This is a genomic window from Bacillus kalamii (assembly GCF_047238185.1).
Lineage (GTDB): Bacteria > Bacillota > Bacilli > Bacillales > DSM-1321 > Bacillus_AD.
This window is the reverse complement of record NZ_JBDFMI010000001.1, coordinates 2,978,758-2,999,044: the sequence shown is the minus strand read 5'-3', so window position 1 is coordinate 2,999,044 and position 20,287 is coordinate 2,978,758. Positions and strand designations below refer to the sequence as shown.

18 protein-coding genes are annotated in these 20,287 nt (G+C 39.4%); 10 read left to right on the top strand and 8 right to left on the bottom strand.

Annotated elements, in window-relative coordinates:
- Positions 1 to 366 precede the first annotated feature (366 nt).
- Both ABC357_RS14855 and ABC357_RS14850 read left to right on the top strand, forming a co-directional pair.
- Positions 367 to 1,584, top strand: coding sequence for a dicarboxylate/amino acid:cation symporter (locus tag ABC357_RS14855; protein ID WP_412888674.1), 1,218 nt, complete (start codon positions 367 to 369; stop codon positions 1,582 to 1,584).
- A 379-nt stretch (positions 1,585 to 1,963) separates the two neighbouring features.
- Positions 1,964 to 2,776: a YitT family protein gene (locus ABC357_RS14850; protein WP_412888673.1), complete on the top strand. Its 813-nt coding sequence runs from the start codon at positions 1,964 to 1,966 to the stop codon at positions 2,774 to 2,776.
- A gap of 109 nt (positions 2,777 to 2,885) precedes the next feature.
- Here ABC357_RS14850 and ABC357_RS14845 read toward each other — a convergent pair whose 3' ends face one another.
- The 5 genes from ABC357_RS14845 to ABC357_RS14825 form a co-directional block, all read right to left on the bottom strand.
- Entirely contained in the window at positions 2,886 to 4,010 is a 1,125-nt protein-coding gene (locus ABC357_RS14845) for a histidine kinase N-terminal domain-containing protein (RefSeq protein WP_412888266.1), read from the bottom strand.
- 454 nt (positions 4,011 to 4,464) lie between these two features.
- Positions 4,465 to 5,508, bottom strand: coding sequence for a hypothetical protein (locus ABC357_RS14840; protein WP_412888265.1), 1,044 nt, complete (start codon positions 5,506 to 5,508; stop codon positions 4,465 to 4,467).
- A gap of 128 nt (positions 5,509 to 5,636) precedes the next feature.
- Positions 5,637 to 6,503 (bottom strand): permease prefix domain 1-containing protein, encoded by an 867-nt coding sequence (locus ABC357_RS14835; RefSeq protein ID WP_412888264.1) that lies wholly within the window; start codon positions 6,501 to 6,503, stop codon positions 5,637 to 5,639.
- Positions 6,500 to 6,826 (bottom strand): PadR family transcriptional regulator, encoded by a 327-nt coding sequence (locus ABC357_RS14830; RefSeq protein ID WP_412888263.1) that lies wholly within the window; start codon positions 6,824 to 6,826, stop codon positions 6,500 to 6,502. The genes ABC357_RS14835 and ABC357_RS14830 overlap by 4 nt, the downstream gene beginning before the upstream one ends.
- Positions 6,827 to 7,131: 305 nt before the next feature.
- Positions 7,132 to 7,440, bottom strand: a complete 309-nt coding sequence (locus ABC357_RS14825) for a hypothetical protein (protein ID WP_412888262.1) — start codon at positions 7,438 to 7,440, stop codon at positions 7,132 to 7,134.
- Positions 7,441 to 7,959: 519 nt separating this feature from the next.
- Here ABC357_RS14825 and ABC357_RS14820 point away from each other — a divergent pair.
- The 3 genes from ABC357_RS14820 (at position 7,960) to fumC (ending at position 13,486) form a co-directional block, all read left to right on the top strand.
- Positions 7,960 to 9,708 (top strand): ABC transporter ATP-binding protein, encoded by a 1,749-nt coding sequence (locus tag ABC357_RS14820; RefSeq protein WP_412888261.1) that lies wholly within the window; start codon positions 7,960 to 7,962, stop codon positions 9,706 to 9,708.
- Positions 9,708 to 11,726 carry an ABC transporter ATP-binding protein gene (locus tag ABC357_RS14815; RefSeq protein WP_412888260.1) on the top strand — a complete coding sequence of 673 codons (2,019 nt, stop codon included), beginning with the start codon at positions 9,708 to 9,710 and terminating at the stop codon, positions 11,724 to 11,726. The genes ABC357_RS14820 and ABC357_RS14815 overlap by 1 nt, the downstream gene beginning before the upstream one ends.
- A gap of 389 nt (positions 11,727 to 12,115) precedes the next feature.
- Complete coding sequence (fumC, locus tag ABC357_RS14810) at positions 12,116 to 13,486, top strand: class II fumarate hydratase (protein ID WP_412888259.1); 1,371 nt, start codon at positions 12,116 to 12,118, stop codon at positions 13,484 to 13,486.
- 63 nt (positions 13,487 to 13,549) lie between these two features.
- Here fumC and ABC357_RS14805 read toward each other — a convergent pair whose 3' ends face one another.
- Positions 13,550 to 13,762, bottom strand: coding sequence for an alpha/beta-type small acid-soluble spore protein (locus ABC357_RS14805; protein WP_412888258.1), 213 nt, complete (start codon positions 13,760 to 13,762; stop codon positions 13,550 to 13,552).
- Between the two features lie 408 nt (positions 13,763 to 14,170).
- Between ABC357_RS14805 and ABC357_RS14800 the strand changes: the two genes are divergently transcribed.
- The 3 genes from ABC357_RS14800 to ABC357_RS14790 all read left to right on the top strand — a co-directional run bounded on the left by ABC357_RS14800 (position 14,171) and on the right by ABC357_RS14790 (position 16,165).
- On the top strand, positions 14,171 to 14,314 hold the full coding sequence (locus tag ABC357_RS14800) for a hypothetical protein (RefSeq protein WP_412888257.1): 144 nt from the start codon (positions 14,171 to 14,173) through the stop codon (positions 14,312 to 14,314).
- A gap of 470 nt (positions 14,315 to 14,784) precedes the next feature.
- On the top strand, positions 14,785 to 15,402 hold the full coding sequence (locus tag ABC357_RS14795; RefSeq protein ID WP_412888256.1) for a transglycosylase SLT domain-containing protein: 618 nt from the start codon (positions 14,785 to 14,787) through the stop codon (positions 15,400 to 15,402).
- 313 nt (positions 15,403 to 15,715) lie between these two features.
- Complete coding sequence (locus ABC357_RS14790) at positions 15,716 to 16,165, top strand: PaaI family thioesterase (RefSeq protein ID WP_412888255.1); 450 nt, start codon at positions 15,716 to 15,718, stop codon at positions 16,163 to 16,165.
- Between the two features lie 192 nt (positions 16,166 to 16,357).
- Here ABC357_RS14790 and ABC357_RS14785 read toward each other — a convergent pair whose 3' ends face one another.
- Together ABC357_RS14785 and ABC357_RS14780 are read right to left on the bottom strand one after the other, a co-directional pair.
- Positions 16,358 to 17,455, bottom strand: coding sequence for an ABC transporter ATP-binding protein (locus tag ABC357_RS14785; protein ID WP_412888254.1), 1,098 nt, complete (start codon positions 17,453 to 17,455; stop codon positions 16,358 to 16,360).
- Positions 17,456 to 17,562: 107 nt separating this feature from the next.
- Positions 17,563 to 18,453 carry a PucR family transcriptional regulator gene (locus ABC357_RS14780; protein ID WP_412888253.1) on the bottom strand — a complete coding sequence of 297 codons (891 nt, stop codon included), beginning with the start codon at positions 18,451 to 18,453 and terminating at the stop codon, positions 17,563 to 17,565.
- 167 nt (positions 18,454 to 18,620) lie between these two features.
- On the opposite strand from ABC357_RS14780, the gene ABC357_RS14775 reads away from it, so the two are divergent.
- Together ABC357_RS14775 and ABC357_RS14770 are read left to right on the top strand one after the other, a co-directional pair.
- Positions 18,621 to 19,754: a DUF445 domain-containing protein gene (locus ABC357_RS14775; RefSeq protein ID WP_412888252.1), complete on the top strand. Its 1,134-nt coding sequence runs from the start codon at positions 18,621 to 18,623 to the stop codon at positions 19,752 to 19,754.
- Positions 19,755 to 19,788: 34 nt separating this feature from the next.
- A complete protein-coding gene (locus tag ABC357_RS14770; protein ID WP_412888251.1) occupies positions 19,789 to 20,142 on the top strand; it encodes a YlbF/YmcA family competence regulator in 354 nt (117 codons plus the stop codon).
- The last annotated feature ends 145 nt before the right edge of the window (positions 20,143 to 20,287 follow it).

Below are 20,287 nucleotides of genomic sequence, written 5' to 3'. Positions count from 1 at the left end.
ATATTTGTTTTATGTATAATAGTATTTATTCCGATTTAGAAGATTGATAGGGAATATAGCCAATACCCTAAAAGCTTATCATCTTATTATGCGGCTAGATAGGGAAGGGATCGCTCCTAAATTCGGAACATTAAAAAAGATACTCCCCGGAACAAAATCGCATTCATGAAAAACAACACCTGCCGCCATACAGCTTTTTCTTGAAGTCACAAAGCGCACCATATATTCAATCAGAGCTCCAAAATTAGGAGCCCAATTTAATTTCGGGTATCCGTATCCTTTTGTTCCTTCCTTCCACAATCCACAAAAAAAAATCAAACCTTGAAAAATTCAAAGAAAAGGATGATGCAGATGAAATGGACGAAAATGGGCCTTACAGGAAAGATCATTACTGCCTTAGTGCTGGGAGCATTGGTTGGACTTGGACTGAACCTTTTTGCACCCGAACTATTTACGTATCTAGATAAATTTTTATTTACACCTATCGGTAAAATTTTCATCAATTTAATTACACTCTTAGTGGTGCCGATTGTTTTGTTTTCCATTATTTTAGGAACTGCAGGCTTGGGCGATCCTAAGAAGCTGGGAAGGATAGGATTTAAGACAATCGTTTTCTTTTTATTCACAACAGCTATCGCTATTACGATAGCCATGTCGCTCGCAATTGTCATATCTCCTGGTACCAAGGGGGATTTTGATACCTCTAATGCCAGTTTTACAGCTAAAGAAGCACCGCCGGTAGGCGATACATTAATGGATATTATCCCCTCCAATCCATTTGCGGCTTTGACAGAAGGAAATATGCTGCAGATTATCATAATGGCGGTATTAATCGGTTTTGCCCTAACGGCTTTGGGCAAAAAAACCAAGGGAATCTTCAATTTAGTAGAGCAAGGCAATGAAATTATGATGTATCTTGTCCATTTGGTGATGAAGCTAGCCCCATACGGCACCTTCGGTTTAATTGCCACTGCTGTAGGGAGCCAGGGGATCGGAGCAATGAAGGCAATGGGCCTTTATATGGTTGTGGTTGTCCTAGCCCTTTTGGTGCACGGAACAGTCACTTATGGGGGTACTGTATTGCTTTTGGCCAAAAAGAATCCTCTTTGGTTCATTAAGAGATTTGCTCCTGCGATGAGTGTAGCATTCAGTACATCAAGCAGTTCAGCCACGCTTCCTATTTCAATGGAAACGGCCCAAGAAAAATTGGGGGTTAAAGAATCAATCAGCAGCTTTGTGCAGCCGCTTGGAGCTACGATTAATATGGATGGCACAGCCATTATGCAGGGGGTTGCCACTATTTTTATTGCACAGGTCTATGATGTTGACCTGACGATGGTCCAAATGCTGACTGTTGTCCTGACCGCTGTGTTGGCCAGTGTCGGTACCGCGGGAGTGCCTGGGGTCGGTTTGATCATGCTTGCGATGGTTCTGACATCTGTTGATCTTCCGGTTGAAGGAATCGGTTTAATACTTGGGATAGACCGTTTGTTGGATATGGCAAGAACGGCGCTCAATATTACCGGTGATGCAGCATGTGCATTGTTTATTTCTGAGCAAGAGGATAAGCGGGAACAGATGTAAAAGGAATGTCCTTATATTATAGAAGTAAAAAGCTGTTTTCTAAAGAAAGCAGCTTTTTGGTTATTTCATTAGTGTACACTGGTAAAGTAAGTGTCTTTTTTTTATAAAAAATATTCTGTATAATAAGGATAGAAAAACAAATGCCAATAGATCCTTTTCAATTCATAAGCTCCGAAAGGGAGATTATATTTTTTCTGCAGATTGATTCCCGCCTGACTCTCTTTTCCCTGTATGGCTTTTTTGCTTCCATACATAATTAAATCATTTTAATCAAAAAAATTAAAAGGAGGATGAATGTTTGGATACGATAAGCGAAGAAACAATAAGGAAAATACAGCATAGAGGGCTTACAAAAAGAAAAATCATAAAAAAAACCTTAATGATAGTCGTCGGCGCTATTTTGATGGCAGTCGGACTAGAGTGTTTTTTGGTTCCGAACAACGTAATTGATGGAGGAATTACGGGGATATCCATCATTTTATCCCATTTTACCGGTTGGAGTTTAGGGATTTTTATATTTTTACTAAATCTTCCTTTTTTCTTTATCGGCTATAAACAGATCGGGAAGACATTCGCTTTATCGACCATTTCCGGTATTATCATTCTCTCCATCAGCTTGGCCCTGTTGCATGATGTGCCGGTGTTGACCAAAGATCCATTGTTGGCGACAGTCTTTGGCGGTATCATCATAGGCACAGGAGTAGGAATCGTAATCCGAAATGGCGGTTCTTTGGATGGGACGGAAATCATGGCCATCCTTTTTAATAAAAATTCTCCTTTCTCTGTTGGAGAAATGATCATGTTTGCCAATATTTTCATTCTTGGAAGTGCTGGTTTTGTGTTTGGTTGGGACCGTGCGATGTACTCTTTGTTGGCCTATTTCGTTGCTTATAAAACAATCGATGTTGTTATTCAAGGGTTTGAGGAATCGAAATCAGCTTGGATTATCAGTGATAAGGCGGAAGAAATTGGAGAAGCCCTGTTGGCCCGTTTAGGGCGCGGGGTCACTTATTTAACAGGTGAAGGTGCTTTTACAGGCGATAAAAAGAAAGTTGTCTTTTGTGTAGTAACCAGATTGGAAGAAGCAAAGCTTAAGACAATTGTTGAAGAGAAAGACCCGGATGCTTTCCTTGCCGTAGCGAATATTTCGGAAGTGAGAGGCGGTCGGTTTAAAAAACAAGCCATTCATTAATTAGAAAAGAGAATAATACATATAAGAAAAGAGAGGGATGGGTTCCGCCCTCTCTTTTATATAGGTTAATAGATTCAATGTTTCATTTGTTTCCAAGCAATCCCATCCTTTAATGGTCTTGATGCAGCTCAGGCAAAAGGATCGTGAAAACGGTTAAAGAATCCGAAGAGGTGCATGTTAGCGCTCCGTTATGCTTTTCGATAATCTCTTTACACACAAAAAGCCCCAGGCCTGTCCCGATTTTTTTGGTTGTTATAAATGGCTTGAAAATATCACTTAACAAATCTTCATTAATTTTCGGTCCGTTATTTGCAATTGTAATTTGGACATAGTGGTTGTTTGCTTCATTAATCGATACAGCAATAGTCGGGTTTTCAATATTGGAAAGGACATCTAAGGCGTTGAAAATAATATTCAGTAAAACTTGCCTGATTTCTTCAGGGTAGCCTAGAATCAATGTGTCTTTTTCTACATTGGTTTCTACTTTTACATTTGTATCGACAATGCTAGGGTAAAGAAAAGCGATCACTTCATCAATTAAATAACGTAAGGAAAAGACTTCTGGATTTGAATTCAGGTCTTCCTTTTTAGAAATCATCAAAAATTGGGATATGCGTGAATTAAGCTGCTCCAATTCGCTGGATATGATATCCAAATACTTCAAATCTGGATGTTCGGCCTTCAATAATTGTACAAACCCTTTAATGGAAGTAAGAGGGTTTCGGAATTCGTGAACAAAGCTGGATGTCATTTGGCCGAGGAGCGTCAGCCTTTCCTTATGCGTTTCTGAAAGGATAGCGTTTTCTTTATCGTTGATTTGTTCCTGCAACGTCAGATAATGTGTGACTGTTTCATGCAACAAATAGTCTACTGATTCATTCATGTACGTTTTAATTTTATTGAGGGCATCCGATTTTTCGAATTCACGATCCAGATAAGTGAGGATATCTGTCCTCACAATAGAGATGTTATATAAAAAATCAGATATCGGGACATTTACCTTGAGCCTTTCGCTTGCAATTTTCTTTCCAAGATTAGTCATTTCTTTTTTGTAATTCTGGTTGGATGATTGGATTCGATCAATAAATAAATCATACATCGCCAATGTATTTTGGAGAATGATTTCTTTGAGAGGGTCCTGAGGCGAAATAATCATTTTGTTCTTCCACAGCATCAACATATTAGTTTGGTATAATTCCAGGCTCTTTATGATATTCCATTCCTCCTCGCTCATATATAGTGATCACCTCCATTGAAAAGAATGGGCTCGGGATTTAGGTAGGGAGTATGTATTATGTATGCTATAACTGCCAATAGAAAGAAGATCATGTCATGACAGCTGACTATTGCCTTTAATGTATTCTACATAAGGCCTGAAAATCCTTTAATTAGTAGGAAACTAAGGTGAATAACTTGAAAAAATGCCGCATGCTTCAGCATTTTTTTCAGGCGAAAAAGAATATCCTTATAAAAAGCTGTTTTTTAGCTTGGTTGCTATTGATAGAGAGATGACAGCTTTGGATTGTTGTTTGATTTTACTGATGGTCCATTTTTTTGGTTATAATGATCCGCTGGATTTATCTGCATGCAAAAACAACAATGGCAGAGAAAACATGTTAAGAATAAGCTTGAAAAATGAATACTTTCTTATACCCCAAGTTCAAACAAATAAAGAGCCTTTAAGCTCTTTATTTGTTTACTTTTTCAGATATATTCATATGTATGTCATATCGGAAAAGTGTGTATTTATGTTTGTTATAACGATTTATTGAATCCTCCATATAATAAATTAGTTTGGCATCCTCCGAAAATCGTAGATTGGAAGGAGCCTTGATCGTATTGGATAGAATCGTTTTTTCTTTTTTCTCAAGATTCCACAGGCATAACTCCGGTTCATATTGATCAGGATTGGAGCTAGTTACATAGGAGAAATTATTTCCTTTTTGAGATATAGCAAGCGAACCTACACTGTGATCCGGTATTTGTATGTATTCGTAGTTGTGTAGGTTAGATAAACTATATTTTAATAAGGAATCCTCTGGCTTTTTTTTGGTCCAATCATCCGTATATCCTTCTGATATGGACAGGTATAAAGAATCCTTATTGATCAATTCAAGAGTATATTGTGGATTTTCATAAGGGCCCTTAGGCAGCTCCAACTGTAAAGGGGTTTGTTTATTGAGCTCAATATGATATGCGTATATATGGTCATCGGAACGTTGCGCAGGAAAAAGCAATGAGTTCTGGTCGGATAGAAACCTCCAGATGATCTGCTTGTTATCTTTAGTGAAGTATGCCCGTTGAATGATCCCCTTTTTATTGAATAAAGTCTTCATTTTTCCACTGTTCAAATCGTATTCTAAAATGCTTGATTCAATAGCTTTTTTTTCTTTGTCCGTTCTATCATCTTGTCCTTGAATTTGTTTAGTAGAAAATATGCATAAGAGTTTTGTATTGTCTGGGGAGAATTGAAGGAATGAAAGTTCCTGTGTAAGATTTCCTTCCCCGATTTTTTTGCTGTTTTCCATGTTTTGATCAAATAAATAGACAGATGGTTTTCCTTCATTATATATGCCTGCTGCAATTTGTCCATCTGCGGTGATATCATACACTTCTGAAAGTCCCTCTCTCTTTTGGCTTTCAGGACGTGCCAGAGAATGGCCAACCTTTATTAAGGAAGCACTCAAAACCAAAATGATGGCGCAGATGATAAGTGTGTTTTTTTTGTTCAATAGGATTTCCTCCCTTTTTAAAAATGGATATACCCGCGTTTTGGCCCCATGGCGGGATGGTGGAAAATTCTCCATAACAGATAAGGAGAAATAGGTTATTCTCTCCCTTATCAAACTGAATGGACTGTTCAGAAAATGACAGATAAAGCCATGTAAGCGATGTAACCAATAATGAAAATAACCGGCAAAGCAGTGATAAAGGTTAAAACATGCGTAGCTTTCCCGAGTCTCTCTTTATACTTTATCTGTAAGTAATAGAGAAGGGCCCAGACGGACATAGGAATGGATATTAGCAATAAAATAAGCAATGATGCTCCGAATAGAAGAAAGCTGTACGCAATAAATAAGCAGGCGATACCGATAGTAATACCTGATGTAATATTGATCATATGAAGTCTTTTTTGGGAACCGGATGTAGATATTGATGTATGTTGCTGATGAAGGACAGTCATATAAATGAGTACGATGGCTGATAGAGCGACCAGAAAATTGCTGTAATATAAAATAGTGCCTATCAGATTATAATTCAGCTGGCTTGATACCATAAAATTTAGGGCAGTACTAAGCACAACCAATACTAAAAGGCTTCCAATCAAAAATTTTCTGTTCCATTTTTTTGCAGGGAAGGACGAGCTAAGCAGCAACCCGAGTGCGGGCAACAGGAAAAAATACAGGGTATCTACTGCTTCCTTTAATTCAATGGCATACATTATATAAAGAGAAGAAGTAACAGCTGTTAAAACAATACTGAGCCATATGAGCAATCGCTTCCGAAGGGGGTAGATGGCTTCCTGTAGAAGCGTACCCAATATAGCACTATCGCCAAAGGAGGATATACATTTTTTTAATGCTTCCTCTTCGGAAAAACCTTGATTTAAATAGTCCTGTTTAAGGCTTTCTAAATGATCAAGCATTTCTTCTTTTAATTCCTCTTTCTCCGTTTTGGAGCAATCAGTATGCATACAGATGGAATGAACATATTTTTCTAGATTCATGTCAATCCCTCCGAACTTTTTCGAATCATTGTCTGAACGAGATTCCAATCCTTTAACTTCACTTCAAGTTGTAAGCGCCCATCTTCAGTAATTGCATAATATTTTCTCCTTGAGCCGCTATTTGTCTCTTTCCAATAGGATGTGAGCCATTTTTTTCGTTCCATCCGTTTTAAGGCAGGGTATAAAGTGCCTTCTCCCATATTATACAAAGCATTGCTTTGCTCGTTCATGGTCTTGGAAAGTTCATAACCATAGGAATCTTTGCGTGCAATTAAAGATAGCAATAAAATATCTATACTGCCCTTTAAGATTTCTTTATCCATATTTAACCATCTCCTCAGGGACAATTGTAATACGATGTACATCGTATTACAAGGTAAAAATGGTAATTAAGAAAAAAAGGAATATAAGACACAAAAAAAACAGCCTAGGCTGTTTTTTGTGGTAACCATTCGCAAGAAGAAGTGTTCGGTTAGTGTGGTCCTTATGCAGATGGAGATGTAAGCTTGGAGTGATCAGAATATAAAATTGACGATAAGCCCGATTACAACGATGGCTCCGATAATCATTAGGATGGTCCTCATGTACATTCAACTCCTTTATCAGTTATCCTTTTGGATTTTTATATTTATTGTTGTACCAATTCCAAATGTGTGGAGGCTTCCAGCGTTTTCCCTTTTTTTTCGAATAGGTCTTTTAATTGTTGGTTCATATGTTGGGCATTGCTTCCTTCTACAATCAATTTGATCGGCGTATTGCTGTTTGTTGTCATTAAGAATGTAAGAAGCTTTGTTAATGAGTTTCCAGAGACCATTCTTCTGTTTTGGACAAGGTAGACATCTCCGCCCCATTGTTTGATTTCTTTATAGATGGCCATTACCGTACGGACTGGCAATGTTTCTTGTATGTGTAAATCTGTTGCTACGATCGTCTTCATGTGTATTACCCCTTTAAAATAGTTATTTTATTTTTATTTTTTTAATTGTAATGTTCGTTGTACGGTAAATTTACCCGCTCTTTTTTGTTTGAAACATAAGTGATATTTTTTAGGGATATTGACCTATTTACTTGCTTGGTATAAAGGGGATGAGACTTGCCTTTCGGTTTATGTAAGAAACCAATGAAAAAAAGAAGCATATAGGTAAACATTATAATTGACTTTAAATTCAGATAAATGTAAAATATTAGAAAAGACTGAAAGGAGCTGAGGGAAATGAGATTATTAATGGACAATTATACATTCATCCAACTTAATAGCACCCTGCAGCTCGAAATGGTTTTGGAAGAAGTCTTTTTCTGAGAAAACTTGCATGCTGCTTATCCGCAGCATATTGCTTTTATAGTCAATAAAAGTCTCCGTGTTATGGCGGGGGCTTTTTTTGTTGTCTTTAAGAAGGGAGGAGGAATACGAAACAGGCAGGCAATTCAACAAGATCGATGATAGGGGTTGAAGTATATGTTTGAAGTATACGGAAAATTAGCGTGGTTTTTTAAGGAGAATTGGAAGAGGTATACGATTGCGATTTTTCTATTGTGCATAGTTAACATATTGGATATGGTCCCTCCTAAACTTGTAGGATTGGCCATTGATGGCATTCATCAGCAAACGCTGGATGCTGAAATAATACTTAAGTACGTTTCCTTGTTGGTGGGGGTTGCTGTTGCCATTTATATTATGGGCTATTATTGGCAACGGAATTTATATGGAGGAGCTTTTTTGCTGGAGCGAAAAATACGGTTCGGTTTTATGGGCCATTTATTAAAAATGACACCGACATTTTATGAAAAGAACCGTACTGGCGATCTTATGGCCCGTGCCACTAATGATGTGAAAGCGATTCAGCTGACTGCAGGGTTTGGGATTCTTTCTTTTACGGACAGTATCATGTTTACGGGAACTATTCTTTGTATGATGGGTTTTTCGATTTCCTGGGAATTAACACTTTTGGCAATCATTCCTTTACCATTCATGGCATTTTTAATGCAAATATACGGAAAAAAATTACATATTCATTTTACAGCAGCCCAGGAATCCTTCGGTAAACTGAATGATTCGGTATTGGAATCTGTTGCCGGCGTCCGCGTTATTCGTGCATATGTTCAGGAAAAGCAAAGCGAACGTGAATTTGCAGGCATGACGGAAGATGTTTTCCAAAAGAACTTGAAGGTTGCACGCGTGGATGCACTCTTTGATCCAACCATCAATATATTGGTCGGCATCTCTTATTTAATCGGGCTAGGCTATGGGGCAAAAATGGTGTTTAACCAACAAATTACACTAGGAGACCTGGTATCCTTCAATGTCTATTTAGGGATGTTGATCTGGCCAATGTTTGCTATCGGAGAGCTGATCAATGTCATGCAACGGGGAAATGCCTCTTTGGATAGAGTAGAACAAACTATGCATTATAAGGAAGATGTTTTTGATATGGATGAAGCAACCGATCATATCCCATATCCAGAGGATATTCAGTTCAAACAGATGGGATTTCAATATCCTAGCTCGGTTGTTGCAAATCTGCAACAAATCAATGTCCATCTCAAACGCGGTCAAACATTGGGGATTGTCGGGAAAACCGGCAGTGGAAAAACGACTTTCATTCGCCAGCTGTTAAGAGAATATCCCCTTGGCACCGGAAATGTAACAGTATCCGGCCAGCCATTGCAGAAAATAAAGCTTGAACATATCCGCAGCTGGCTGGGATATGTCCCGCAAGATCCATTTTTATTTTCAAAAAGCATCCAGGACAATATTACATTCGGAAAACCTGATGCTTCAGTGGAAGAGCTGGAGCAGGCTATTGGGCTTGCTGATTTTAAGAAGGATTTGGAGATGCTGCCTGAAGGCCTTGAAACAATGGTCGGGGAAAAAGGAGTGGCGCTGTCCGGAGGCCAAAAGCAGAGGATATCTATTGCCCGAGCGCTTATTAAGGATCCGGAGGTCCTGTTGCTGGATGATTCTTTATCTGCCGTAGATGCCAAGACGGAGAAAAATATCATTGAAAATATCCAGCGAGAGAGGTCCGGCAAGACGACCATTATCGCAACACATAGGATGTCTGCTGTCAAACACGCCGAGCTGATCGCTGTTATTGATGAAGGGAAAATCATTCAATCCGGTACGCATGATGAACTGTATGAACTCGGAGGATGGTACAAAGAACAGTATGACCGCCAACAATTTGAAGAAGAACTGGAGGTGTAATGGTGGGCACAGGAAAACGGTTGATCCGCTATGCGTTATTATATAAAAAAATGATTGCATTCGCTTTGCTATTACTGACTCTTTCGGTTGTCGCCGATTTAGCAGGCCCTTTTGTCGCCAAAACGATTATTGATAAACATATTTTGGGCATCCAATCTTACTGGTATGAATCAAAGCCAGGCGGTAATAGCGTCCTCTATAAAGGTACGTATATGAAACGGGAGGCCAACTTTTCTGGGGATGAAGAAAAAGGGCAAAAATCGACCATTATTCAAAAGGGCCTGGACTTTATCTATGTGCAAGGGACTGTGCCTCTTGAAGGAGAAAAGATATGGGATGGGCAAACCATAGCTTACCGGGAGAATGGAACTGAAAAGGAAAAGCCGGCCCTTCAATTATCAAAGAAACAAGTGTTGGCTTTTTATGAACCGGAGATTGCTCCTATCATCAGGTTGATTGCTATGTATTTCGGATTATTGGTCCTGGCGGCTTTTTTCCAATACGGGCAAAGCTTCTATTTGCAAAAGTCGGCCAACCGCATTATTCAGCGGATGAGAAATGATATTTTCAATTCTCTATCCAGGCTCCCAATCCGTTTCTTTGATAATCTGCCCGCAGGGAAGGTAGTCTCCCGTGTGACCAATGATACAGAAGCGATCAAGGAATTGTATGTAAATGTATTGGCCAATTTTTTCTCGAGCAGCGTATATATCATAGGCATTTATATTGCTCTATTTATCCTGAACGTAAAGCTTGCACTGTTATGTTTAATCCTTGTACCGATATTGATTGCATGGACTCTTGTATATCGGACTTTCGGTTCGCGTTTCAATAAGGTGATTCGTGCTAGGATAAGCGACTTGAATGGAATGATCAATGAATCTATTCAAGGGATGAATATTATCCAGGCTTTCGGACGGGAAAAGGATATTAAAGCCGATTTTGAAAAGCTGAATGAAGAGCATTACACATTCCAGCAGAAGATGATGCGCCTTAATTCATTTACATCGCATAATCTTGTGACCTTGCTGCGCAATATTACCTTTGTTGCATTCATTGCCTATTTTGGGCGTATTAGTTTGGACGGGGCGGGCATTCTTTCCATTGGTATGCTTTATGCGTACGTTGACTATTTAAACAGGCTTTTTCAACCGATTCAGGGAATCGTCAACCAGTTTGCCAATCTGGAACAGGCATTAATCGCGGGAGAACGTGTCTTTGAACTGTTGGATGAGGAAGGAATTGATGTGAGCGAAGAACATATTGACCGCTATAAAGGCGATGTGGCTTTTGACCATGTATGGTTCGGCTATAAGGAGGATGAGTATGTCCTCAAGGATATCTCTTTTACAGCTAAGCAAGGAGAAACTGTCGCATTTGTAGGTCATACAGGTTCCGGAAAAAGCTCGATCATGAACCTCTTATTCCGTTATTACGATCCGCAAAAAGGAAAAATCACAGTGGATGGAATGGACATTGCCAGTATTCCGCATCAAACATTGAGGGAGCATATGGGAATTGTTTTGCAGGATCCTTATTTATTCACTGGGACCATCGCTTCGAATGTAAGCCTGAATGAACAGGGCATATCACGAGAAATGGTGGAAAAAGCGTTGAAAGATGTCGGTGCGGAACGAGTGCTTCTTCAGATAGAGGGCGGGATAGACGCGCCAGTGGTCGAAAAGGGAAGTACATTATCATCCGGACAGCGGCAGCTGATATCATTTGCGAGAGCATTAGCGTTCCAACCTGCCATATTGATATTGGATGAGGCAACCTCCAATATTGATACTGAGACCGAATTCCTCATCCAGCAGGCGTTGGATGTATTGAAAAAAGGAAGAACTACATTCATCATTGCCCATAGGCTTTCGACCATAAAAAGCGCTGATTGTATTCTTGTATTGGATAAAGGAAGAATTTCAGAAAAAGGAACACATGATGAATTGATGCAGCTGAAAGGAAAATATTATAACATGTATAAAATGCAAGTGGGCGGTGCTAATGTGGCGATATAATTAGCGCTTTAAGCGATGCTTGGCATCACTTTTTTTACCGGTTACCCAGAGGATTGTTCATGGAAAATTCACCTAACAGCCACCGAAAATACTTTTTATTCCCAATAATTGAAATCTTTGTGTGTTATCTTTTTTGTAAAGGAAGTCTACAAAGGGAGGTCGTTAGGATGGAACAATTATCCGTTACTTTAGCTATAGCAAGCATTGTGACAATCGGGTTCTTTTTAGCATATACCTTGCTGACAAAACCGTCCTGAATATGAATTGGGGCCTTCCAAGATCGGGAGGCCGTTCTTTTTTAGTTGTTTCATGTGATTCCTGCTATCTTCTGTGGTATATAGAGAAAGAAAGTGTTTACATATATACAAGGATGGAGGAGGAAACAAGGAATGAGAACGGAAAAAGATTCTATGGGTGAAATTCAAGTGGATGAGGATAAGTATTGGGGAGCGCAAACAGAAAGAAGCCGCCAAAATTTCCATATTGGTGAAGAAAAAATGCCAAAAGAGCTAATTGTGGCATATGCGCGATTGAAGAAAAATGCAGCTAAAGCGAATGCAGAGTTAGGGGTGCTTTCTGACATTAAATCAAAAGCTATCCAGGCTGTTTGTGATGAAATCATAGCAGGAAAATTGGATGGGCACTTCCCGTTGGCAGTTTGGCAAACAGGAAGTGGAACCCAAACAAATATGAATGTAAATGAAGTGATTGCGCATAGGGGAAATATGATTTTGGAAGAGCAGGGGAAGAATGAAAAGCTGCATCCCAATGACGATGTGAATAAAGGCCAAAGTTCAAATGATTCCTTTCCATCCGCCATGCATATTTCAGCTTATTGTTCGATAGAGGAACAATTGCTGCCTGTACTTGGACAAATGAGAGAGGTTTTGGCAGAAAAAGAAAAACAGTTCCAGCATATAGTGAAAATAGGCCGTACACATCTACAGGATGCCACTCCATTGACATTAGGGCAGGAAATCAGCGGCTGGCGGACAATGATTGAAGAAGCTCAAAAAATGATCTCGGAGAGCGCTTTGTCATTGTTGCCACTGGCCATTGGGGGCACAGCGGTGGGGACTGGCTTGAATGCACATAAAGACTTTGGAGAAAAAACAGCACATTTCCTGAAAGAAGAAACAGGTTATCCCTTTGAAAGTGCGAAGAATAAGTTCCATTCATTAACTAGCCATGATGCCATTGTGTATGTCCATGGAGCTCTAAAGGCTCTAAGCGCCAATGCCATGAAGATGGCAAATGATGTACGGTGGCTAGCAAGTGGCCCGAGATGCGGAATCGGAGAATTAAGAATACCTGCCAATGAGCCTGGCAGTAGTATTATGCCTGGGAAGGTAAATCCAACGCAATGCGAGGCAGTCACTATGATCGCCGCTCAAGTGTTTGGAAATGATGCGACGATTTCAATGGCAGCAAGTCAAGGGAATTTTCAATTAAATGTGTTTAAGCCTGTTATCATTTATAATTTCCAGCAAACAGTTCGTTTGCTAAGCGATGGATTGCGTTCGTTCACAGTCAATTGTTTGGAAGGTATCGAAGCGGAAGAGGAAAAAATCGATGAATACCTGCACCATTCTTTGATGCTGGTAACGGCCTTCAATCCACATATAGGATATGAAAAAGCTGCGGAAATTGCCAAGCTTGCTTATAAGGACAACCTAACCCTGAAAGAAGCGGCTTTACAGCTGCAATATGTAACTGAAGAAGAATTCGACCAAATTATTGATCCAAGTTCCATGGTTTAAAACGTAAAACATAAGTAAAGGGCCTAAACGTTAACGTTACGTTTGGGCCCTTTGTCATTCATATTATCTCATTGAACCGCCTAATTGTTGTTCAGCCATTTGAACTAAGCGCTTCGTAATTTCTCCACCGACTGAACCGTTGGCACGGGATGTAGTGTCTGGTCCAAGCGTAACGCCAAACTCAGAAGAAATTTCGTATTTCATTTGGTCGATAGCTGCTTGTGCTCCAGAAACGACTAACTCATTTGAAGAACTTCTTGTAGACTGGTTTTGCATGGTGTATCCTCTTTTCTCTATTTTTGTCTGTTTTTGTTGAGAGTGGGAGCTTTTACATATTTATGTATTCATTCCTTCTTCAACAAATTAAATCATTGGTTGGGTTTGCTGGAATTGCACCAGGAACAGAGAATGAAATAGCCTGATCTATTCGTTTCTCTCAGCCTTCTTCGGCTTAACCCATCGGTTAGTGAATGTAATCATATTATGGGATGGAGAGAGGAATTTTATTTTGGTAATTGTTGGCCTGTATGTCGTTTGGCCAGTACATCAAAATAAAAGAAAAGGCTTATCTAGGAAATAGAGCAGGTAAACCTTAGAAAAGGGTGGAAAGTTTGATTTGTCCTTTATGCAATGGTTTGAAAGAAATCGAGTTGGCTTGTATCCATTGTCTAGAGAGAATGATGGATGGTGGAAGAACGAGCGATTATTATGATGAATATAGCGCCTATGAAGAACCTATATGTACAGGTGAAGAGGAAAGCGAAAGGAATCGATGCACCCATTATTTCTATTGCCTATCTTGTGGATATATGCAACATGTTATTGTAGAACAGAGAGACTGAAGAATTTTGTCGAGCTAGAAGGGTTGACAGGTTATTGGCTGCAAGATACTATTAATAAGAGCAAAAAAATAGGAACTATTCTATATTTGCTTATAAATCATACTATTTAGTATGCAGAAGAACTTCATCTTTGATGGCTGCTGCCAAATGCGATGCGATTTATATTTTATAGAAAGTTGGAGATTTTCTCCTTGAGGGCAATAATCAATGAATAATCAACGATATAATCAATCCTTTACGGGAAACATCATCATCCAGCTTCTTAATCACTTGCAGAACGAACAAAATTTAAACAATAAAATAGGAATTTTAATGTAAGGAGGTGTATAACACCTCCTTATTTTTTATGTTACAGAACGGTAACAATGGAGTTACGTTCTGTAACGTAACGGCTACTTTTATTACATCGCGAAAAAGAGCGGCAAATTACAACTGATTGGTTGAAAGGAGAAATACATGAATACATTTGTAAATAGGCTTTCTCGTTTGGGGATCATGGTCGTGTTGGTAATGTCACTATTAGCGCTTTCGGATTCTAAAATAGGTAAGGAATTGGTTTCTTCCATCTTTCCACATTCAAATTCTTCCATCATGGAGAATTTTACAATAACCGCTGAGGCTGCTGCCCCGTCATCTGCCTCTTACTATGTAAAAGGTATTCCGATGCCGGCAGATCAACAAAAATATTTATATAACCTAAGTAAACAAAGAGGATTGAATTACGCTGACATGCTTGCATTTATCAAGCATGAGAGCAGCTTTAATCCAAAAGCTAGAGGCGGAAGCAACTATGGCTATTTCCAAATCAATAAAGTCAATCATGCACATTTGGCTAAAGTACTTAAAACAAAAAATAACCCATATGACCCTTATATCAATATGAATTGGGGTACATATATGATTTCGGACCTTTATAAAAAATACCAAAGAAAAGGATTAAAAGGCGCTAACTTAAAAAATGCTGTATTGAGTGCTTACAATAGAGGAGAAGGCGGTTATGCCAAGTACGGTAAAGCTGTTTCTTATATCAATAAGCATAATCAATGCCTGGCATATATAAATGCACGGATGTAATAATAGATTGAGATGGAACCATCACTGAAAAGTGGTGGTTTTTTCTATGTGTAAAATATACCCAAATGAGAAATTTCTAAACATCAGTTTGTATGCCATTGTTAACTTTATCAAGATACTTATATGGTTCGAGCTCTATTTGTAGAGATTGTTGTATTGTTTGCTCTCTTGTTTCCAGCGGCTATTACAATCCAACTATAACCTAGTAATTTCCTTTCATGCATATTAATGACATATATGATATAGTTTGGTGTGTAAGCGTGGTTTCTGATGTTAGGGTTGGCATGTATATGTGATAAAAGGGGTGGTAGTTGTGAAGAAGAAAATGGATGAGCATCAAATATATGAAAAAAACTATGAAGAAATTCATAGGCATGTAAAAAACGATCCATATGCTCAATCATTAGGGATACAGCTAATCAAATTTGAAGCTGGATATACGGAAGCAATAGTAGAGGTTCAGGACCATATGGTAAATGCTCATGGAACTGTTCACGGAGCCGTCATTTATGCTTTAGCAGACCATGCTTTTTCTGCAGTTTGTAATGCATATGGAAAGACATCATTAGGGCTTTCGACAACCATACAGTTTATTGAATCAGCAAAACCGGGAGACAAGATCGTAGCCCGTGCGACTGAAATGAAGAGGAACTATCGTACTGGATTCTATCGAATAGACGTTTTCCATGGACAGAATCTAATGGCAACTATGGAGGCAATATCATATCGTAAGGACCATTATTTTATTGAACTAGGTGAATAAGATTGAGCAATATGATTTTCTCGAAAAAATCGGGACTTGCACTAATAAGAGTTGAAGGAATAAAAAGTCCAAACGAAAAAAGCCAACGGGGAGTAACCGATGGCTTCTTTCGCATCTATAGATATTACAAAATGGAATCTTGTGTATGTGTGTTTTGAGGACTACAGCCTTTTATTTATATGAATCGGCTTTTTATCGGATTCTTATTTCGGTATCAGCATCAAAGAAATGTGCTTTATTCAAATCCAATGCAAGCTCCATTTTTTGCCCTGCCGATACGATCGTTCTGGCATCAACACGCGCGACAAAGTCTTGGCCGTCAATGGAAGAATACAACATAAATTCTGCACCCATCAGTTCAGCTACATCAATCTGTGCCTGAATAGCTGTTTGTGGCGAGGATTGGATAAACAAAGGCTCGTCATGGAAATCTTCAGGACGGATGCCAAGAATGATTTTTTTGTCGCCATATCCTCGTTCCCGCAGCATCTTCAGCTTTCCTTCAGGAACAGAAAGCTTTGTTTGGTTGAAATGAAAGTAGCCATCCTTCAATGTTCCGTTGAAGAAGTTCATCGCAGGAGATCCAATGAAGCCTCCAACAAATACATTTTCCGGATTTTCATATACTTCTTTTGGTGCGCCGATTTGCTGGATAATCCCATCCCTCATGACAACCAATCTAGTGGCCATTGTCATGGCTTCTGTTTGGTCATGGGTAACATAGATGGTTGTTGTATTGAGCCTCTTATGGAGCTTGGCGATTTCAGATCTCATTTGGACACGAAGCTTAGCATCAAGGTTGGATAAAGGTTCATCCATCAAGAACACCTTTGCGTCCCGAACAATTGCTCTTCCCAATGCTACACGCTGGCGCTGGCCGCCGGAGAGCGCTTTAGGCTTACGGTCAAGATATTCTTCAAGGCCGAGGATTTTTGCCGCATCCTCTACCCGTTGTTTGATTTCCGCTTTAGGCATTTTGCGGAGCTTCAAGCCGAAAGCCATATTATCAAAAACGGTCATGTGAGGATACAGTGCATAGTTTTGGAACACCATCGCAATATCCCGATTCTTTGGAGGGGTATCATTGACCCTCTTTCCATCGATATAGAAGTCGCCTTTTGAAATTTCCTCAAGTCCTGCTATCATCCGGAGCGTCGTTGATTTTCCGCACCCTGAGGGCCCTACAAAAACGATGAATTCCCGGTCTTCAATATGTAAGTTGAAATCTTCTACAGCAGTCACTTTATTATCATAGATTTTATAAATATGCTCTAAGCGCAATTCGGCCATTTTTTTGTATCCCTCCGTCTGTATCTTATATCCATATTGTAGAAGAAGATCCAAACGATGGGTATAGTTGCCGTGCACAAATATGAAAGCGTTTTATTGTGCACGTGTTATTTATCCAGTTGCTGCAGCAACAGTATTGCCAAGTAGACAATTGCCGCTTCATTAAATTGCTTCATATTCAAACCGGTTCGTTGGATGAATTTATCAAGCCGGTAATGGAGGCTGTTACGATGAATAAATAATTGCTTTGCCGTCTTAGTTGCATTTTGGTTGCAATCCAGATAGGTTTTGATTGTTTTAATCATTTCAAGGTCATCTGTAAACTCCCCTAATACTTCTTTTATGTACCATTGCCTGTCGATCGGTTCGCCGGCTATAAGCAAATGGGGAAGGGCCGTTTGGATAGTATGGACAGTTGAGATGGAGTCAACGTATTGAATGGCTTTGAAACATTCCCTTTCTTTTTCAAAATGGAAGCGTAAATTACCGTCTGTTTTATGGGGGCTGCCAATGAAGAAACGAAGCCTGCAATAGAAATCCATTTCTATTGTTTGGATAATAGTGCCCATTTCTTCTATATCATTAGGCGGAAGTGATTGGTCTTCCAAAATAAAACCTTGATTCTCCCCGCACCAAACCAATAGAGCATCCTGGAAAAAAGAAAGAAGAGCATCCTGCCATTCTTCCAAGGAAAAATCAGTGTGTGAAACGGTAAAATGTAACACTCTTACATCTTTCCAGCTGATGGCCGGAAGCGCACCTTGTTTAGTAAAATAGCGAAGCCAGTCTATCTGTTTTGTGCGGGCATTCAACCGGTCAAGAGGATCCGCGGAAGGATAGATGGTTTTAAGCAGTTGCTCCTCGGCCACTGACAATTGCTCCGAAGGTATGCCCAATTTTTCCCCATCGCTTTCGACCCAGAAATAGCCGGGGATGGAAGGTGAGCCAGCTACAGTCAGCACTGTTTCTGTATAAAGTTTTTGCAGATTAGCAAGCATCAAGTACTCTCCCCTTTCACAAGATCTATCCATATTATAGTAAACTAATGGAAGAGCGACAAATGATGAATGCCATTCATCTTATTTGCTATGGAGACGATGCTTCTATAATATAGATATCAAATAAGGAAATCTTGATAGTATATTGACTATAAAGGGGAAAAAGAATGAATACCGTATATTCCATACTTTTTATGGTAGTGATTGGCGCATTAATTGGGGCATTTACAAATTTTATAGCTATAAAAATGCTATTCCGTCCATATGAACCAATGTATATATTCGGCAAGAAACTCCCATTTACCCCAGGTTTAATACCAAAACGCCGCGGGGAATTGGCAGAGCAAGTAGGAAAATTGGTAGTTGAGCATTTACTGACTGGAGAAAGCATTCAGCAAAAAGTATTAACCCCCACTTTTCGGCAAGAGCTGCTGAATTGGCTTCGGGACAAAGTGGCTCAACTTAAAAATCGTCCGGAGACGATAGAGGAAAGTCTTGAAAAGTTCGGATTCCATCGAACTAAAGAGAAAGTAGAACGGCAGATTTCTACTATTATTACTTCGAAGGTGGACCGGTGGCTGATAGAAAATAGAGATACGTCTTTATCGATGATCTTGCCGGAACAGGCCATTGTGTCTGTAGAAGCAAAAATTCCTGAAATAGCTGATTTAATCATTGCTAAAGGGGAAACGTTTTTCAGTAGTGCCGAAGGCAGAAAGCAGCTGGAAAAATTAATAGAGGACTTCTTTGAGGATAAGGGCATGTTATGGAATATGCTCCAAATGTTCATGAAAAATGAGAAGCTAGTAGATAAAATCCAGCCTGAAATCATGAAATTTTTAAAGGCTGAAGGAACGAAAGAGACTATTACTGAATTAATCATGAAAGAATGGCATATATTGAAGGAGCGTGATCTGGCAGGCATTATAGCAGATTGGCGCCTTGAAAGAACGATTGCGCCCCTTCAACAGCAGCTTATGAACATGTTACAATTAGAGAAGTACTATGCTCTTTCTGTAGGAGAAGTTGTAACGAAACATGAATCCTTCATTACAGAGCAATTATTGCCAAAGATGATGGATGCTGCATTTGACCGGTTATTCGCTCATGTCGAGCTGTTTGTCGAAAAGCTGCATTTAGAAGAAATCGTCCAGGAGCAGGTCAATACATTCTCTTTGGAACGCCTTGAGGAAATCATCTTGTCGATCGCCAAAAGAGAATTAGGAATGATTACTTATCTGGGCGGTTTGCTCGGCGGTGTCATTGGGTTAGTGCAAGGTATTGTGGTATTGCTTTTTTAAGTGATACACGATGACTAAATAGAGGAGTGGAAATATGAGTGTAAATATTTATGATCTTGCTTATGATTTGGAAAAAGGAATCCGCGGAAGCAATGAATATGTTGAATTGAAGAAATATCTGGATGCGGTTAACCAGGATGAAAGCGCAAAAAAAATGTTTGATAATTTCCGGATGCTGCAATTACAGCTTCAACAAAAACAAATGGCTGGCCAAGAGATTACGCAGGAAGAAGTCGATCATGCGCAAAAAACACTGCAATTGGTGCAGCAGCATGAAACAATCGCTAAATTGATGGATGCTGAACAAAGAATGAGCATGTTGATTGGTGAAATGAATAAGATCATTATGAAACCATTAGAAGACTTGTATGGTGCTCCTCAGGAATAATGAGAGAAAAGAACTCCCCCTTTCGTTTTGAAAGGGGGAGTTCTTTTGTGAAACGGCAGGACTCCCAGATACTATGGCATAGGCGGAATAAAATCTGGAATACCCATGCGGAGGCTGTCATAAAGATTAGTTATAATACCTTTCA

What these genes read in the sequence shown, in the direction of transcription:
- fumC (WP_412888259.1), top strand. Translation starts at nt 12,116, where the DNA reads ATGAGAACGGAAAAAGATTCTATGGGTGAAATTCAAGTGGATGAGGAT.
- ABC357_RS14835 (WP_412888264.1), bottom strand. Translation starts at nt 6,503, where the DNA reads ATGAATCTAGAAAAATATGTTCATTCCATCTGTATGCATACTGATTGC.
- ABC357_RS14850 (WP_412888673.1), top strand. Translation starts at nt 1,964, where the DNA reads ATGATAGTCGTCGGCGCTATTTTGATGGCAGTCGGACTAGAGTGTTTT.
- ABC357_RS14770 (WP_412888251.1), top strand. Translation starts at nt 19,789, where the DNA reads ATGAGTGTAAATATTTATGATCTTGCTTATGATTTGGAAAAAGGAATC.
- ABC357_RS14805 (WP_412888258.1), bottom strand. Translation starts at nt 13,762, where the DNA reads ATGCAAAACCAGTCTACAAGAAGTTCTTCAAATGAGTTAGTCGTTTCT.
- ABC357_RS14775 (WP_412888252.1), top strand. Translation starts at nt 18,621, where the DNA reads ATGAATACCGTATATTCCATACTTTTTATGGTAGTGATTGGCGCATTA.
- ABC357_RS14795 (WP_412888256.1), top strand. Translation starts at nt 14,785, where the DNA reads ATGAATACATTTGTAAATAGGCTTTCTCGTTTGGGGATCATGGTCGTG.
- ABC357_RS14825 (WP_412888262.1), bottom strand. Translation starts at nt 7,440, where the DNA reads ATGAAGACGATCGTAGCAACAGATTTACACATACAAGAAACATTGCCA.
- ABC357_RS14855 (WP_412888674.1), top strand. Translation starts at nt 367, where the DNA reads ATGGGCCTTACAGGAAAGATCATTACTGCCTTAGTGCTGGGAGCATTG.
- ABC357_RS14800 (WP_412888257.1), top strand. Translation starts at nt 14,171, where the DNA reads ATGGTGGAAGAACGAGCGATTATTATGATGAATATAGCGCCTATGAAG.
- ABC357_RS14780 (WP_412888253.1), bottom strand. Translation starts at nt 18,453, where the DNA reads ATGCTTGCTAATCTGCAAAAACTTTATACAGAAACAGTGCTGACTGTA.
- ABC357_RS14830 (WP_412888263.1), bottom strand. Translation starts at nt 6,826, where the DNA reads ATGGATAAAGAAATCTTAAAGGGCAGTATAGATATTTTATTGCTATCT.
- ABC357_RS14785 (WP_412888254.1), bottom strand. Translation starts at nt 17,455, where the DNA reads ATGGCCGAATTGCGCTTAGAGCATATTTATAAAATCTATGATAATAAA.
- ABC357_RS14815 (WP_412888260.1), top strand. Translation starts at nt 9,708, where the DNA reads ATGGTGGGCACAGGAAAACGGTTGATCCGCTATGCGTTATTATATAAA.
- ABC357_RS14845 (WP_412888266.1), bottom strand. Translation starts at nt 4,010, where the DNA reads ATGAGCGAGGAGGAATGGAATATCATAAAGAGCCTGGAATTATACCAA.
- ABC357_RS14820 (WP_412888261.1), top strand. Translation starts at nt 7,960, where the DNA reads ATGTTTGAAGTATACGGAAAATTAGCGTGGTTTTTTAAGGAGAATTGG.